Source organism: Candidatus Njordibacter sp. Uisw_039 (genome assembly GCF_047730075.1).
In the GTDB taxonomy this organism is placed as follows: Bacteria; Pseudomonadota; Gammaproteobacteria; order Pseudomonadales; family Balneatricaceae; genus Njordibacter.
In genome coordinates this window covers 1288251-1303752 of record NZ_CP159831.1, presented here as the reverse complement: position 1 = coordinate 1303752, position 15502 = coordinate 1288251, and the positions used below count along the sequence as shown (strand labels likewise).

14 protein-coding genes are annotated in these 15502 nt (G+C 44.9%); 10 read left to right on the top strand and 4 right to left on the bottom strand.

The window, feature by feature from the left end:
• Positions 1–15 precede the first annotated feature (15 nt).
• Positions 16–1200 carry an MFS transporter gene (locus ABXT70_RS06185; protein ID WP_443642300.1) on the top strand — a complete coding sequence of 395 codons (1185 nt, stop codon included), beginning with the start codon at positions 16–18 and terminating at the stop codon, positions 1198–1200.
• Here the strand turns inward: ABXT70_RS06185 and ABXT70_RS06180 are convergent.
• Positions 1184–1882: a glycerophosphodiester phosphodiesterase gene (locus ABXT70_RS06180; protein ID WP_443642299.1), complete on the bottom strand. Its 699-nt coding sequence runs from the start codon at positions 1880–1882 to the stop codon at positions 1184–1186. The two genes, ABXT70_RS06185 and ABXT70_RS06180, sit on opposite strands and share 17 nt — an antisense overlap.
• A gap of 344 nt (positions 1883–2226) precedes the next feature.
• Here ABXT70_RS06180 and ABXT70_RS06175 point away from each other — a divergent pair, with 344 nt between their 5' ends.
• On the top strand, positions 2227–3828 hold the full coding sequence (locus ABXT70_RS06175) for a GMC family oxidoreductase (protein ID WP_443642298.1): 1602 nt from the start codon (positions 2227–2229) through the stop codon (positions 3826–3828).
• Positions 3829–3972: 144 nt separating this feature from the next.
• Positions 3973–5367 (top strand): 8-oxoguanine deaminase, encoded by a 1395-nt coding sequence (locus ABXT70_RS06170; protein WP_443642297.1) that lies wholly within the window; start codon positions 3973–3975, stop codon positions 5365–5367.
• A 130-nt stretch (positions 5368–5497) separates the two neighbouring features.
• Here ABXT70_RS06170 and ABXT70_RS06165 read toward each other — a convergent pair whose 3' ends face one another.
• Positions 5498–6718, bottom strand: coding sequence for a M24 family metallopeptidase (locus ABXT70_RS06165; protein ID WP_443642296.1), 1221 nt, complete (start codon positions 6716–6718; stop codon positions 5498–5500).
• Positions 6719–7084: 366 nt separating this feature from the next.
• Between ABXT70_RS06165 and speB the strand changes: the two genes are divergently transcribed.
• Positions 7085–8023 (top strand): agmatinase, encoded by a 939-nt coding sequence (speB, locus tag ABXT70_RS06160; RefSeq protein WP_443642295.1) that lies wholly within the window; start codon positions 7085–7087, stop codon positions 8021–8023.
• A gap of 15 nt (positions 8024–8038) precedes the next feature.
• On the opposite strand, the gene ABXT70_RS06155 is transcribed toward speB, so the two are convergent.
• Positions 8039–8674: an immunity 22 family protein gene (locus ABXT70_RS06155; RefSeq protein ID WP_443642294.1), complete on the bottom strand. Its 636-nt coding sequence runs from the start codon at positions 8672–8674 to the stop codon at positions 8039–8041.
• Between the two features lie 96 nt (positions 8675–8770).
• On the opposite strand from ABXT70_RS06155, the gene ABXT70_RS06150 reads away from it, so the two are divergent.
• Entirely contained in the window at positions 8771–10180 is a 1410-nt protein-coding gene (locus ABXT70_RS06150) for a pyridoxal phosphate-dependent decarboxylase family protein (protein ID WP_443642293.1), read from the top strand.
• On the opposite strand, the gene ABXT70_RS06145 is transcribed toward ABXT70_RS06150, so the two are convergent.
• Positions 10177–10494: a VF530 family DNA-binding protein gene (locus tag ABXT70_RS06145; protein ID WP_443642292.1), complete on the bottom strand. Its 318-nt coding sequence runs from the start codon at positions 10492–10494 to the stop codon at positions 10177–10179. The genes ABXT70_RS06150 and ABXT70_RS06145 overlap by 4 nt on opposite strands.
• A gap of 126 nt (positions 10495–10620) precedes the next feature.
• Here ABXT70_RS06145 and ABXT70_RS06140 point away from each other — a divergent pair, with 126 nt between their 5' ends.
• The 5 genes from ABXT70_RS06140 (at position 10621) to ABXT70_RS06120 (ending at position 15486) form a co-directional block, all read left to right on the top strand.
• Positions 10621–11364, top strand: a complete 744-nt coding sequence (locus ABXT70_RS06140) for a class II aldolase and adducin N-terminal domain-containing protein (protein ID WP_443642291.1) — start codon at positions 10621–10623, stop codon at positions 11362–11364.
• 227 nt (positions 11365–11591) lie between these two features.
• Positions 11592–12374 (top strand): ABC transporter ATP-binding protein, encoded by a 783-nt coding sequence (locus tag ABXT70_RS06135; protein WP_443642290.1) that lies wholly within the window; start codon positions 11592–11594, stop codon positions 12372–12374.
• The gene (locus tag ABXT70_RS06130; protein ID WP_443642289.1) at positions 12371–13075 is read left to right on the top strand and encodes an ABC transporter ATP-binding protein; all 705 of its coding nucleotides are present in this window, start codon (positions 12371–12373) and stop codon (positions 13073–13075) included. Before ABXT70_RS06135 ends, ABXT70_RS06130 begins: the two co-directional genes overlap by 4 nt.
• Positions 13076–13078: 3 nt before the next feature.
• The gene (locus tag ABXT70_RS06125; protein ID WP_443642288.1) at positions 13079–14101 is read left to right on the top strand and encodes a branched-chain amino acid ABC transporter permease; all 1023 of its coding nucleotides are present in this window, start codon (positions 13079–13081) and stop codon (positions 14099–14101) included.
• Positions 14101–15486 (top strand): branched-chain amino acid ABC transporter permease, encoded by a 1386-nt coding sequence (locus ABXT70_RS06120; RefSeq protein WP_443642287.1) that lies wholly within the window; start codon positions 14101–14103, stop codon positions 15484–15486. The genes ABXT70_RS06125 and ABXT70_RS06120 overlap by 1 nt, the downstream gene beginning before the upstream one ends.
• Positions 15487–15502 lie beyond the last annotated feature (16 nt).

Sequence of the window (15502 nt, the reverse complement as noted above, 5' to 3'; positions counted from 1 at the left end):
TTAAGTTTAATTCATATGCTCGCCCAATCCTTTAGCCGTACCGTGTGGTTGTTGTCGGTATCGCACGCTTTTTCCTTTACTGCCGCTTCCGTCACTTTCTTTTTAGGTGGTATTATTGGTGCTCTACTGGCACCCTCTGTCACCATGGCCACCCTTCCAGTTGCGGCCTCGGTGGTAGGCACCGCATTAGGCACAGTGCCAGCAGCCATGCTAATGAGCAAAAAAGGTCGAAGATTTGGCTTTATTGGTGCTGCAATACTTGCTTCAGGGTCAGCCTTATTAGGCGCCACAGCGATATGGCATAGTCTATTTTGGCTCTATTGCTTCTCTTGTTTAAGCTTAGGAGCTAGCTACGCCTTCGTTCAGCATTACCGTTTTGCTGCAGCGGAAAGTGTAGCAACAGAAGTTGCGCCACAGGCCATATCTGCGATTTTGTTATCAGGCATTGCAGGTGCATTTTTAGGCCCAAGTGTTGTTAATTATGCTAGCGACTGGATTCCTCAACATACTTTTGTTGGTTCATACCTCGCCTTATCGGTGATGGTGCTCATACCAGCCATCATCCTAATCTGGCTGCAAACGCCTGAGCAAAAAATAAAAACTAAAGATTATCCAAGCAAAACTGTTAGACAGTTGGCACAGCACCCAAACTTTGTCTTAGCCGTGTTTGCAGCAACAGTGTCTTACGCATTAATGGTATTTCTTATGACTGCTGCACCAGTCAGCATGCACGTGATGGATGGCCACAGTATTAACGATGCTGGTATCATCATCCAGTGGCATGTTGTTGGCATGTTTTTGCCATCTCTTTTCGTTGGCAAATTGATAACAAATTATGGCCATAGGGCCATAATGGTTGCAGGCATATGTGCTTTAGGGATATGTGCTGGCGTTAGCCAAGTAGATCAAACTGTAGCGGGTTATTGGGTAAGCCTGGTTACTTTGGGTATCGGTTGGAATTTTCTATTTGTTAGTAGCACTTCACTTCTCATTACAACGTATCAAGAAGCAGAGAAATACCGCGCCCAAGCGTTTAATGAGCTTATGGTTTTTGGCGCTCAAGCCATAGCATCCTTATCTGCAGGTTGGCTCTTAAGCGCCACTAGCTGGAAAACTATTAATTTAATGAGCCTGCCTTTGTTAGGTTTATTGCTGGTAGTAATTTGGTGGAGTCATAACAAGCTCAGCCAGCAGCAGTAAGCACTTTCCTAGCCCAAGCTACGTCATTTACAAACACAGCGTCAATGCCGATTTGCTTTAAACGTAGTAGATCAGCAGCCTCTGTCACAGTGTAAACCCTAATGGCCAATTCACAGCCATGTGCGTCATTAACAAGTTCTGCATCAGTGGTTTCTGTGTGGCTGTGTAAGGCTTGAGCACCCATGTCGTAAGCTAACTGAGATAATGAAACAGGGCATGAAGAAATGAGTGGTGCAATATTAATGTGAGGTAATATCTTTTTTAAAGCTATTAATAAACGATGATCAAAGGCTGAGACACATAATTGCGTTAGCTTGAATCCAAGGTGATCTATAGCATAGGTCAATTCTACAGCCACCTGCACCACTACGTCAGAAGACTTAAGCTCTATATTAACTTCACAGCACCCAGCTACTAGTTCTAGCACCTGTCTTAAGCTAGGTGGCACTTCACCATTGCCAGCATCTAGCAGCTGCCATTGCTGGACGCTTAGTTGATTAACAAGGCCTGTACCATTGGTAGTGCGGTCTACGCTAGCATCGTGCATCACCACCACCTGACCAGACATTAAACGTACATCCAACTCAATTCCATCGCATTGCTGCTCCAGTGCTAACTCAAAGGCCGCCATAGAATTTTCTGGCGCTAAATCACTAACACCACGGTGGGCAAATAACTGCATTGGGTCTGCAACCTAAGCAAATTCGATAAGTGTCTATTGTGCTCTCAAACTGGGTTCCTGCCAACCTACCTACTCCAAACATGTGGTTTATCGTCAATATTTTTATCAGTATAAAACACAAGGAAAGCTAAATTATTGCTCTAAAGCAAACAAAAACCTGTTCATGGCGAGATCCGTTGCATACCTGTTTAAAGAGTCAAGTTATTGATACACTATCAGCGTAGCTGAAGCTAAATATATGGTGCGCAGCCTAACCTTAAAGCCTAATTGTCCATCGTCTAAACCCTTTGTAAACGAGCCCCTCACAGCTCATTCACATCTAAATACTCACAATAGGCCCTGCCATGACCACAGACAACTCAAGCTACGATTATATTATTGTAGGCGGTGGATCAGCCGGTTGTGTGCTTGCAAACCGACTTTCAAAGAACCCAGAAAACAAGGTTTTATTGTTAGAAGCAGGTGGCAAAGATAATTATATTTGGATTCATATCCCTGTTGGATACCTTTACTGCATGGGTAACCCGCGCACAGACTGGGGATTTAAAACATCCAAACAAAAAGGTCTAAACGGTCGACAAATAAATTACCCACGTGGGCGTGTTTTAGGAGGCTGCTCATCAATCAATGGAATGATCTATATGCGGGGGCAGGCCAATGATTACGATGGCTGGCGTGATATGGGCAATACTGGCTGGGGCTGGAAAGACGTCTTGCCTTATTTTAAAAAATCAGAAGATTATTATGCTGGCGCTGATGACTTCCATGGTTCTGGTGGCGAATGGCGTGTTGAAAAACAACGCCTATCGTGGGAAGTTTTAGACGCATACCGCGATGCTGCCCAACAAGCTGGTATTGATAAAATTGAAGATTTTAACCGTGGCAATAATGAAGGATCTTCGTACTTTCGTGTAAATCAAAAAAACGGCTGGCGCTGGAACACATCGAAAGGGTTCTTACGGCCAGTGCTGAAACGTACCAATCTGAAGGTAATAACCCAAGCACAAGTTCAGCGAGTTATATTTGATGATCAACGTGCCTGTGGTGTGGAGGTGATGCTTAAAGGTAAAGCCGTCACCTATCACACAAATGGCGAAGTCATCCTGTCCGCAGGGGCTATTGGCTCACCACAAATCCTCGAACTGTCTGGTATTGGTAACCCCAATTACTTGCGTAAAGCAGGCATTGACGTTGTTTATCAGTCCAATGAAGTGGGAGAAAATTTACAAGATCACCTTCAATTACGTGTTGCCTTTCAGGTTGAAAATGTAATAACCCTCAATCAACGTGCTGGAAGCCTATTTGGCCGTGTGGGCATCGGGCTTGAATACTTATGGTCGCGTAAGGGCCCCATGTCAATGGCGCCCAGCCAGTTAGGAATATTTGCTAAATCCAGTCCCGAAGTGGAAACCGCTGATCTAGAATTTCATGTACAACCACTGTCATTAGAAAAGTTTGGTGACCCACTACATCCCTTCCCTGCATTTACAGCAAGTATCGTTCCATTACGCCCACAAAGCCGCGGGTCAAGCCACATTGTTTCTGCCGATCCATTGGCACACCCCGTTATTAACCCCAACTATCTAACTACAGAGTCTGATAAACTAGTTGCAGCAAAGGCCATCAGGTTGGCCCGCAATATAGCTGAGCAGTCGGTGATGGAAAAGTATAGCCCCACTGAAATCAAACCAGGCAAGGCTTATCAATCGGATACAGATTTAGCTAAAATTGCTGGTGAAATAGGCACTACCATATTTCATCCAGTAGGAACCTGTCGTATGGGCCCAGATGATCAAGCCGTGGTTGGCACAGACTTACGGGTCAATGGCGTTAGCGGTCTGCGTGTTGTAGACGCATCCATCATGCCAACAATCACATCAGGTAACACCAACTCTCCAACCATTATGATCGCAGAGAAAGCTGCTGATATGATTTTACAGGGTTAAAAAACCAACAAGGTAGGTTACATCTAAGCATTCAGTGCCTAAGTACCTCAGTGTCTTCCACTAGGGGAATAAGATATATTAACTTAAGAAACTTAATTCTGAACCTCAAATACTATTGCGTAATCACGTGGAAGCTTCGCCCCTATGTCATTAAACAAGTCATTAAGTCCGTCATCAAGTAATACAATTTGGCTTAAAAACCCCCTAGCGATATTAGCTAGCAACGCTCAGGGTGGCTTAGTTATTCAAGGGCAGACAATCGTGGAATTGGTACCCCAAGGACAGCAACCTAACAGTGTCTATAATGAGGTAATGGAATGCAGTGATCTTGTCATACTTCCTGGTTTAATCAACGGTCACCACCACTTTTACCAAACCCTAACTCGCGCATTACCAAAGGCCCTTAACAAGCCACTTTTTGGCTGGCTTACAAGCCTTTATCCCGTATGGGCAGGGTTAGAACCAGATATGCTGTACCAAGCCACACGCTTAGCTTTAGCAGAACTATTGTTGTCTGGCTGCACCACAGCTGCAGACCACCACTACTTGTTTCCTGAAGCACTAACAGATGCCATGGATATACAAGCAGAAGCGGCTGCAAGCATTGGTATACGTATGACCATGACCCGAGGTTCCATGAGTTTAGGGGTAGATGATGGTGGCTTACCTCCACAAAGCACCGTACAGCAAGAAGATACGATTCTGGCCGATAGCGAGCGCGTAATTAAGCGTTATCACGACGCCAGGGAAGGCAGCATGTTGCAAGTGGCCTTAGCACCTTGTTCACCTTTTTCTGTAACCCCGGAATTAATGCGTAATTCTGCAACCCTTGCCGCACAACACAAGGTTATGCTTCACACTCACCTAGCTGAAACCATTGACGAAGAGAACTTTTGTTTACAACGCTTTGGTTTACGCACAGTTGATTACCTTGACAGCGTAGGTTGGCTTGGCCCACAAACATGGCTAGCCCATGGCATTCACTTTAACTCTGATGAAATTCAACGCTTAGGTGCGGCGGGTACGGGCATATGCCACTGCCCCACTTCCAACATGATGTTAGCCTCAGGCATGGCGCCAGTACTAGAACTAGAAGCTGCAGGCTGTCCTGTGGGGTTAGGTGTGGATGGATCAGCTTCTAACGATGGGTCTAATATGATTCAAGAAGTGCGCCAAGCTTTATATTTGCAACGATTAAAATACGGTGCACACGTCAGTCACTTTGATGCCTATCGTTGGGCCACAGAAGGCAGCGCAAAGATGTTAGGGCGCTCTGACATTGGGTCGTTAGAAGTGGGCAAACAAGCAGACATTGCTTTCTTCAAACTTAGTGAAATGCGTTTTAGTGGCAGCCACGACCCGTTAGCCGCCCTGTTACTATGTGGTGCCCACAAAGCAGAACACGTGATGGTTGCTGGCCAATGGCGAGTAAAATATGGCGTTATTGAAGGTTTAGATGTAGGCCCATTATTGCTACACCATGGCGCTGCAGCTCGGGCTTTAGTTGCAAAATTTTACAACCCTAAAGCTGTTTTTTGATCATCTTGTTTGTGCAAATAGAAATATAACGTCTAATGTTAGCTTCTCATTGGGCTATTGGTAGACATAAAAAGTCAGCCTAATGAAAACATTAGGCTGACTTTTTTGAACTAAATTGGTCGAACCAACATTAACCCTTAATGATATTGTGCTCTGGGCCGAATGGGAACTTAGTGATGTTTTCTGCACCTTCTTCGCCAACCACTAGGATGTCATGCTCACGGTAACCACCAGCGCCTGCCATGCCTTCTGACAACATGATCATTGGTTCAATAGAAACCACCATACCTGGCTCTAATACCGTGTCTACATCTTCACGGAACTCAAGGCCCGCTTCACGACCGTAGTAATGGCTTAAGGTGCCAAACGAGTGGCCATAGCCAAAGGTGCGATGTTGTAGCACATCGTGCTCAGCAAAGATTTCGTTAAGTTCGTGAGCCACATCACTGCACTTCACGCCTGGCTTAACTAACTCTAAGCCACGACGGTGTACCTTACAGTTGATTTCCCACAGCTCTAAATGACGGTCGCTGGCATGCTCAGAGAACAAAGTACGCTCAAGTGCAGTGTAATAACCAGCAATCATTGGGAAACAGTTAAGGCTAAGAATGTCACCAGCTTCAATCTTGCGGCTGGTAACTGGATTATGAGCACCATCGGTATTCATACCCGATTGGAACCAAACCCATGTGTCCATCAACTCTCCGTCTGGAAAAGTCTTAGCAATTTCACGGATCATAGCTTGAGTACCTGCCAAAGCCACTTCGTACTCTGGCACACCTACGGCAATGGCATCACGAATAGCTGCACCGCCGATATCACCAATACGGGAACCGTGCTTAATCACTTCAATTTCTTCAGCAGACTTGATCATGCGCATTTGCATAGTTGGTACGCCGATATCAGTAAACTCAGAGGTTGGGAAAGTAGATTTAACAATGTCCATAGTCGCCAAAGGCATGTGGTCATATTCTACGCCAATACGGCTGCCTGACTTAATTAGGTTCTTCAGAGCAACAAAGAAATTACCTTTTTGCCAATCGGTATAAACCACATTATCGCCCAATTGGTTACGACGGAATGGCTGACCACCATCAATGTTAGCAGTTACGGTAGTGTAGTTGTCTTGTGTTACCACCAAACCGTAGTCCCGGCCAAAACGACAGTAAACGAAGTCTGAGAAGTAATTAATGTTGTGATACGAGGTCAATACCACAGCATCCACATTAGCTGCAGCCATGTGAGTACGTAATTTAGCAAGACGATTACTGAGTTCTTGCTTAGAAAAAGTGGCAACCACTTTTTGGCCATTTAGGATTTCGATGGTACGAGGCATGTTTTGTGGATTCATGGCATTCACCTATTTGTTACACTGATAGAGATTAATATATTGGCCTACTAGAAAATAAACTAGAGGTACAAAGGATGGATGCATTCTAGTTTTTATATAAGCATTAGTAAAATAAATAAATTAAATTACACCATTAATTAAATTTATACATTAATGACCATTATCAAGCTCACTAACTTATGCGGTACCGTGCCCCTCACCTGTTTAAACAAGTGTCATAAAGCTACTATTTTTATAAATGCTTATGTTGCGATCCACTCCATAAACCACACAAAGCTCTCCTATCGAATCAAAATCTTGCAATATGCACCTAGATTGGCGATATTGTGCGTTATTCTGAACACAGTTAAAGAGAGCGTTTTTTACATGGCCAAGAACAAGCTTATCGGCGATCCTACTATCATCTCTATGTACGCTAACCAGTTTAGCTTTTTAGCACGCCCCCTTACGCGAGACATGACACAAGGTTTTGATGCTGCCATCGTTGGTTTGCCATTTGACTTGGCTACTACAGGCCGCGCAGGCACGCGTTCTGGCCCTAATGCAGTGCGGCAGGCAAGTGGCAACCTAGGCTGGGAAGGCAGGCGCTGGCCATGGCCATTTGATGCCTTCAAATACCTTAAGGTGGCAGACTATGGTGATTTGGACTTTATTCCTGGTAACCCAGATGACCTTAATCGTGAGATAGAACACCACGCTGAGAAGATTATTACTTCAGGCACACGGATGCTGAGTATTGGTGGTGACCATTATGTGGCCTTGCCGTTAATTCGGGCTCACTTTAAACATTATGGCAAGATGGCCTTAGTTCATTTTGACGCTCATACAGACACTTATCCTAACGATACAGAAATTGACCATGGGAGTATGTTTTATCATGCCCCTAAGCAAGGGTTAATAGACCCTGAGCATTCGATACAAGTGGGTATTCGTACAGAATACAGACCAGAAGACCATGCATTTGAAGTGATTGATGCAGCACAAGCTAATGACATCAGTGCTGATGATATTGTCGCGTCGATTATAAAAAGAGTGGGCGACCTTCCAGTTTATTTATCCTTCGATATCGACTGTTTAGACCCTGCGTATGCACCAGGTACTGGCACCCCTGTAGTCGGTGGGTTAACTACGGATAAAGCCTTGAAAATTATTCGTGGCTTAACAGACGTTAACATCGTTGGATTTGACTTAGTGGAGGTAAACCCTGCTTATGATCATGCCGACATTACGGCCTTAGCAGGTGCTACAATAGTACTTGAATTCTTGTATTTGTTGGCTCACCAAAAACATCAATTAAGCCTATAGAAAACGACATTTAGGTTAGTCTTTCAACCAAGGGTTATGGCCTTTAGGCTCTACTTTTTCGACCCTTGGTTCAACCGCTGTGGATACGGGAGCTGGTTCAACTGCAGGCGCTAGCCCTAGTTCAGATGCTGTATCGACTAGGGCGGCCTCAGTGTGCAATATCAACAGAGCTTCTAAACGCAGTTTTTCTTCATGAATGGCATCTAATTGGTCTTGTTCAGCCAAGCTAATGGAATCCATGTCATACACAAAAGAACCCACGTATTGCACGTATTCATCTTCATGGATTTTGGTGATTTTATTACGATATTCAAAATCAAATAACAAAATAATCCAGCTTACTTGCTGGTGACCCATCTTATTGATTTTATGAACGACACCTTCGCCGTAAGCACTAGAATAAGAACAATCTTCGATAATATTTTTAACTAACGCCGTGCCGCTTGCCACACCATTAGTTTCCATGTTTTCATGGTCGTATTCATTGATAATAAAATTTCGAGCCCACGCATCTACACCTTGATCATCTTCTTCAAAATAACTATCTGGAATAGTGTCGTAACTGACAGTAGAACACCAAACAGACACTTTGCCGCCTTTTTCAAAACTGGGTAGTGTAGTGTTATCAGTTGACGTTATTGATGAAGCCATTAAGAAAGCCTAAATATTGGTGCTTGCGCGGATGGCGGAAAAGTAACACAAACACCCTAATCCTACAATCACATTTGCCTTTTTAAGGGACTTACAGTGCAACCATACCTGGACATATTTCAGCAACTCGCCTCACAATATTTTCGTCAAGATCGCCCAGTCAGCAAGCCTATTAGCGCCACAGAACTTGAACAAATTATAGATTTTAGCCTAGGCGTGGAAGGAGCCGAGTTAGGGGCTTTAAAACAGGCAGCTGGCGACTACTTGAACTATCAACCCGCTAGTGCTCAAGTCGATTTTTTTAAATTGCTCTATTCCGGACACAACAATCCTGCACTATTAGGTGATTGGGTCACTAGCCTTAGTAACGCCAACATGCACACATACCAAATGAGCCCAGTGGCCACTTTGATGGAACAGGAGCTAATCAACCAATGGAATCGTTTAGTTGGTTTTACCACCGCCTCACAAACAGGTGATGGCGTTATGGTTTCTGGTGGCAGTCAAGCTAACCTCATCGCCATGATGATCGCTCGCCATCAAGCGTGTCCCGACATTAAAGTCAAAGGTTTTAGTGACCAAGCCTTGGTGGCCTTTGTTTCAGATCAAGCTCATTATTCAGGTCAGAAGGCTGCTAATGTATTAGGTATTGGCACAGATAATTTAATTGCAGTAGCATCGGACAACCAAGGTAGGTTGTGCCCATCTGCACTCAAAGAAGCTATAGAGTACAGTATTAAACAGGGCCATAAACCGTTTTACATAGGCCTCACTGCAGGCACAACAGTACTTGGCGCCTTTGATCCAGTACCAGAGTGCAGAGCCATTGCCGACCAATATAACCTATGGTTACATATTGACGGCGCTTGGGGGGCCCCAGTGTTATTTTCACAACAACATAAACATCTATTAAAAGGATGTGAGTTGGCCGATTCCTTTGCATGGGATGCCCATAAGCTGATGAACGTTCCTATTACGGCGGCGGTTATTTTAACGCGTCACCAAGGCATGTTAGAGCAGACCTGCGGCGGAGGTGGAGCTGATTATTTATTCCATAGCGATGAAAATTCAGCCTATAATTTAGGTCAGAAATCCATCCAGTGCGGCCGACGAGCTGATGCCTTGAAGGTATGGCTAAGTTGGAAAGCACTTGGAAACAATGGCTTTTCAGATAAGGTGGACCAATTACAAGTTCTAAAGCAAGGCTGCGTTGAAGCCATCGGAATATCTACCGAGCTACACATGATTGGCCCTGCCCCATACCTCAATGTGCTGTTTCAATACCGCCCATCAACTGACTTGAACGAAGAACAGCTTCGAGTATTAAATATTGCCATATGCAAAAGCATGCAAACTGAAGGTGGCGCCTTTGTGGATTATGCTAAATATCAAGGTAAAACAGGTATTCGCCTTATACTGGCAAACAGTGATACGCAAGCAAGTGACATCAGTAGGTTACTCACTAACTGTATTAAAACGGGTCAATCCCTGGTTACCACAAGTTAACTAGGGGTTTTCCAGATATTGCTATTGGTCGCCGCTGACTTTGGTGCAGGCTTAGCTTTAGCTTGGTATTCATTTTGAGGTTTGAGTGGTTTACCACGCACAATAGCATAAACATATAGAGACTCTACTTTATCGCGAGCCCATTGAGTTTTACGTAAAAATTTAAGGCTAGATTTAATACTAGGATTAGCCCTAAAACAGTTTACATTCACCTGCTCAGCCAATGCTTCCCAACCAAACTCATCAACTAGATCGGTGACAATTTGTTCGAGCTTGACACCGTGAAGTGGATTGCGAGGTTGTTCAGTGTTCATAGTGCCCTAACCTGACAAAATTTGGCAGCTGCTGGGTTTGTTTGTCGACTTTCATAATTCACTTCACATAACAAAATATTGGGCCTATTATCACCAACATGAAGTGACTAAACAACTGGTATTGATATGACCGACCAACAAGCTGCAGCTATGCAACGCGCTAGGACCGAACTTGCGGCATGTTTTCGCTGGACGGCAAAGATGGATATGCATGAATCCATCGCCAATCATTTTAGTGTCGCTGTATCTGATGATGGCCAACAGTTTTTATGCAACCCCCAAGGCCGACACTTTAGTACTATTAAAGCTAGCGAATTACTGCTACTGGACGCTAACAACCCCAGCACCATGAAACAAGCTAATGCTCCAGACCCAACGACTTGGGCCATCCATGGCGCATTACATCGAAACTTGCCTGATGCAGGCTGCATCATGCATCTGCACAGTCGATACGCCACTGCACTGGCCTGTCTAAAAGATAAAACTATGTATCCCATAGACCAGAATACCATGCGCTTTTATCAGCGAGTCGCAATTGATACAGGTTTCGATGGCATGGGGTTAGGTAATGAAGCTGAACGCTTAACCACGGTAATGGGTGACAAACGTATTTTGCTCATGGGCAACCATGGCGTTTTGGTCATTGCCAATAGTATTGCCCAATGTTTTGACGACATGTACTATTTTGAGCGAGCCTGCCGCACCTTACTAGATTGTTATGCAACGGGCCAACCCCTAGATAAGGTAACTCATGAGGTCGCCGAAAAAACTGCTCGTCAGTGGCAGAATTACGGTTTTGACTTTGGCCAACAACACCTAAATGAAATTATGACAATTCTCGATACGCAAAACAACTCATATCGCTTGTAACCGTTGTCCAAAATATACCTAGGGCGACACTCCTTGTCATATTTTTGCCATTGGCATGTATTTTGAGCAACCTCACCTTTTCCTGCCTTTAGTTAGCCCGTATAATTGTGCACATATAAGCCGACCTCTGCGTCGGTTTTGTTACAATTACATATAACTAAAAAATCATCAGCGTTGGTTAAAACAGCTAAACCAACTTTGACGCCTTGAAGACAACAGGATCACCCATGATCAAAGTCGAATCAGTGAGCAAACGTTTTGGCGGTGTGCATGCCGTTAGTAACGCCACCATCGAAATTGCCAAAGGGTCCATTACCGGACTCATCGGCCCTAATGGGGCTGGTAAAACCACATTATTTAACATGATTGCTGGCAACTTAACACCAACCTCAGGCCACATTTACCTAGATGGTGAAGACGTAACTGGCGTGCCCCCCTATGAGTTATTCCATAAAGGCTTGCTACGCACGTTCCAAATCGCCCATGAGTTCGGCACCTTGACGGTACTGGAAAATCTTATGATGGTGCCTTCGCAACAAGCCGGTGAAAAACTCATGGATGCTTGGTTTCGCCCCTCCCTAGTGCGTGAGCAAGAAGCCAAAGTACGTGATAAGGCCATGGAAGTGATCGACTTTCTCAACATGGGCCATGTTGCTCAAGAGTTAGCTGGCAACCTTTCTGGTGGCCAAAAGAAACTCCTAGAACTTGGCCGTACCATGATGGTCGATGCTAAAGTGGTTCTGCTAGACGAGGTAGGCGCTGGTGTAAACCGCTCACTACTGCGAGAAATTGGCGAGGCCATCGTGCGCTTGAACCAAGAAAAAGGTTACACCTTTTGCATGATCGAGCACGATATGGATTTCATTGGTCGTTTGTGTGATCCGGTTATCGTTATGGCTGAAGGTGCCGTGCTAGCCCAAGGCACAGCCAAAGAAGTTATTGCAAACGAGGCAGTGATTGAGGCTTACCTAGGCACTGGCTTAAAGAACAAACGTGAGGTAAGCGCATGAGTTATTTAGTTGCAGATCAATTACGTGGTGGCTATGGCGGTGCAGACATCCTTAATGGCTGCTCATTATCTGTAGACAAAGGCGAAGTTGCTGTTATTGTGGGTCCTAATGGTGCTGGTAAGTCAACCGCCATGAAGGCCTTACTAGGCATGCTTGATCTACGTCAAGGTAGCGTCACTTTAGGTGGTAAAGACATCACCCATATGTCTCCACAAGATCGTGTTGGCGAAGGCATTGCTTTTGTACCTCAAACCCATAATGTATTTGCTGGTATGACAGTAGAAGAAAACCTTGAAATGGGCGCCTTTCTTCGCACTGACGATTACACAGGCACTATGGAACAGGTCTACGATCTGTTCCCTGTTCTTAAGCAAAAACGCCGTCAAAACGCTGGTGAACTTTCTGGTGGTCAACGTCAACAAGTGGCGGTAGGACGGGCCATGATGACGCAACCGAGCGTGCTAATGTTAGATGAACCGACTGCAGGTGTGTCTCCCATCGTCATGGACGAATTGTTTGACCGTATTTTAGAAGTAAAGCAACAAGGTATTGCCGTGTTGATGGTTGAACAAAACGCAGCCCAAGCTTTGAATATTGCTGACAAAGGCTATGTTTTAGTAACGGGCACTAACAAACACACTGGCAGTGGTGATGAACTGCTGGCCGATCCTGTGGTGCGTCGCACCTTCTTGGGAGGTTGAGCCATGCCAGAATTTATTGATATTTTAAATGCTATCGTGCTTTTCTCTAACTTCGTGTTAGTGCCTGCCGTATCTTACGGTGCCCAGCTAGCTCTTGGCGCATTAGGCATCACCTTAGTGTATGGCATTCTACGCTTTTCTAATTTTGCCCACGGCGACACAATGGCCTTTGGTACCATGATGGTTATCCTAGTGACTTGGGGTTTCCAGACTATGGGGATTAGTTTCGGTCCGCTGCCCACTGCATTGCTGGCACTGCCCTTTGGTATTTTGGGTGCAGTAGCCTTGACCTTAGCGTTTGATAAAACCGTGTATAAGTTTTACCGTGCTAAAAAGAGCGCACCGGTAATTTTTGTAATTGTGTCTACGGGCGTGATGTTTATGACTAACGCCATCGTGCGTTTTATCATTGGCCCCAGCGACCAACGCTTTATGGACGGCACTAAGTTCATTTTTCGTCCTCGTGAATTTAAAGAGTTCACAGGTTTAAGTGAGGGCTTGGCTCTTAAATCTACTCAGGTTCTTACCCTGACAGTGACCATTATTTGCGTAGCTGCTTTGTTCTACTTCTTACAAAAAACCCGCACTGGTAAAGCCATGCGCGCTTTTTCAGACAACAAAGACCTAGCACTGCTATCAGGCATCAATCCAGATCGCGTGGTGCTAATTACTTGGATTCTTGTTGCAGCTTTAGCAACCACTGCTGGGACTTTGTACGGCTTAGATAAAAGCTTCAAACCCTTTACCTATTTTATGCTCTTATTACCCATGTTTGCTGCTGCCATTGTAGGTGGTATTGGTAGCCCTATTGGCGCAGTAGTGGGTGGTTTTGTCATCGCCTTTTCAGAAGTTATCGTCACTTACGCCTATAAAAAGTTCTTCATCTACCTTATGCCAGAATCTTTAGAGCCTACAGGATTAATGCAGTTCTTATCCACCGATTATAAGTTTGCCGTGTCTTTTATCATCCTAGTGGTGGTACTGCTAATTCGACCAACGGGTATCTTTAAAGGGCAATCAATCTAATGAAAGCACTATTGAATCAACAAAATCGCGCCCCACTAGCTTTCGCAGCGATGGGACTATTACTAGTTGGCGTGGGCATGGGCCAATCTTGGCCTTTTGCTTTGGCTATTTTAAACTTGTGCCTTATCTCTGCAGTTATGTCCTTGGGTGTAAACATTCAATGGGGCTACGCTGGTCTACTTAACTTAGGTGTAATGGGCTTTACTGCACTGGGAGGCCTAGCAGCTGTTTTGGTGTCTGAAGCACCGGTACTAGAAGCATGGTCCGTTGGCGGCCAAGGAATGGCTGTAAGCTTTATATTAGTCATCATTACCATTGTGTTATCCATCTTGGTTTATCGCAACATGGTTGCAAGCTGGCAACGGCGCCTTGCCTTAGCTGGGTTGTATATTGGTGCATATTTTGTCATCAACTACTTTTATAGGCCTGCCGTCTACGCCATTGAAAGTGTCAACCCTGCTACCTCTGGGTTCCTCGGCGGCATGGGTATGCCAGTTATCTTTTCATGGTTTTTAGGTGGTGTTATGGCCGCTGGTGTAGCTTGGGTGGTAGGTAAAATCACCCTAGGTTTACGCTCAGACTACCTCGCTATTGCCACCTTAGGTATTTCTGAAATTATCATCGCAGTATTGAAAAACGAAGATTGGTTAGCCCGTGGTGTGAAGAACGTGGCCGGTCTAGATCGCCCTGTACCTTTTGAACTTGATTTACAAGCCACGCCTTGGTTTGTTGATATGGTGCAGTCTTTATTCAGTGCTCACTTAGCTGAACTTGCAGACGCACAACGTGTTGACACTCTTCATCAGCTGGTGATTCAAAGCTCAAGCATCTTCGTTAAGCTCTGCTACACTGGCCTATTTAGTGTGGTACTAGTGTCAGTATTGTTGTTAAGTATGAAAGCCTTAAATTCTCCTTGGGGGCGCATGATGCGCGCTATTCGTGATAACGAAGAAGCCGCTAATGCCATGGGTAAAAATGTGGTGCGTCAACACCTGCAAGTTTTTGTGTTAGGTAGCGCCGTGGTAGGTATTGCAGGGGCTATGCTGGTTACCATAGATGGCCAATTCACTCCTACGGCCTACCAACCCTTACGTTTTACCTTCTTGGTGTGGCTGATGGTAATTATTGGAGGCAGCGGCAATAACCTAGGTGCGGTATTTGGAGGCTTCTTTATTTGGTTCATGTGGATAGAAGCGGAACCCTTGTCTATAGCCTTTATGGACCTTATTACTACGGGTATGGATCAAGCCAGTGACTTACGTCAGCATTTGCTCAAGAGTGCGCCACACATGCGTTTATTCATTATGGGTTTAGTCTTATTATTGACCATGCGGTTTATGCCTAAGGGTATTATTCCTGAAGAGACACGCTTACACTCTGTGTAGTTTATAGGTTGGCAGT

What these genes read in the sequence shown, in the direction of transcription:
- ABXT70_RS06130 (WP_443642289.1), top strand. Translation starts at nt 12,371, where the DNA reads ATGAGTTATTTAGTTGCAGATCAATTACGTGGTGGCTATGGCGGTGCA.
- ABXT70_RS06180 (WP_443642299.1), bottom strand. Translation starts at nt 1,882, where the DNA reads ATGCAGTTATTTGCCCACCGTGGTGTTAGTGATTTAGCGCCAGAAAAT.
- ABXT70_RS06145 (WP_443642292.1), bottom strand. Translation starts at nt 10,494, where the DNA reads ATGAACACTGAACAACCTCGCAATCCACTTCACGGTGTCAAGCTCGAA.
- ABXT70_RS06165 (WP_443642296.1), bottom strand. Translation starts at nt 6,718, where the DNA reads ATGAATCCACAAAACATGCCTCGTACCATCGAAATCCTAAATGGCCAA.
- ABXT70_RS06185 (WP_443642300.1), top strand. Translation starts at nt 16, where the DNA reads ATGCTCGCCCAATCCTTTAGCCGTACCGTGTGGTTGTTGTCGGTATCG.
- ABXT70_RS06125 (WP_443642288.1), top strand. Translation starts at nt 13,079, where the DNA reads ATGCCAGAATTTATTGATATTTTAAATGCTATCGTGCTTTTCTCTAAC.
- ABXT70_RS06135 (WP_443642290.1), top strand. Translation starts at nt 11,592, where the DNA reads ATGATCAAAGTCGAATCAGTGAGCAAACGTTTTGGCGGTGTGCATGCC.
- ABXT70_RS06155 (WP_443642294.1), bottom strand. Translation starts at nt 8,674, where the DNA reads ATGGCTTCATCAATAACGTCAACTGATAACACTACACTACCCAGTTTT.
- ABXT70_RS06140 (WP_443642291.1), top strand. Translation starts at nt 10,621, where the DNA reads ATGACCGACCAACAAGCTGCAGCTATGCAACGCGCTAGGACCGAACTT.
- ABXT70_RS06120 (WP_443642287.1), top strand. Translation starts at nt 14,101, where the DNA reads ATGAAAGCACTATTGAATCAACAAAATCGCGCCCCACTAGCTTTCGCA.
- speB (WP_443642295.1), top strand. Translation starts at nt 7,085, where the DNA reads ATGGCCAAGAACAAGCTTATCGGCGATCCTACTATCATCTCTATGTAC.
- ABXT70_RS06170 (WP_443642297.1), top strand. Translation starts at nt 3,973, where the DNA reads ATGTCATTAAACAAGTCATTAAGTCCGTCATCAAGTAATACAATTTGG.
- ABXT70_RS06175 (WP_443642298.1), top strand. Translation starts at nt 2,227, where the DNA reads ATGACCACAGACAACTCAAGCTACGATTATATTATTGTAGGCGGTGGA.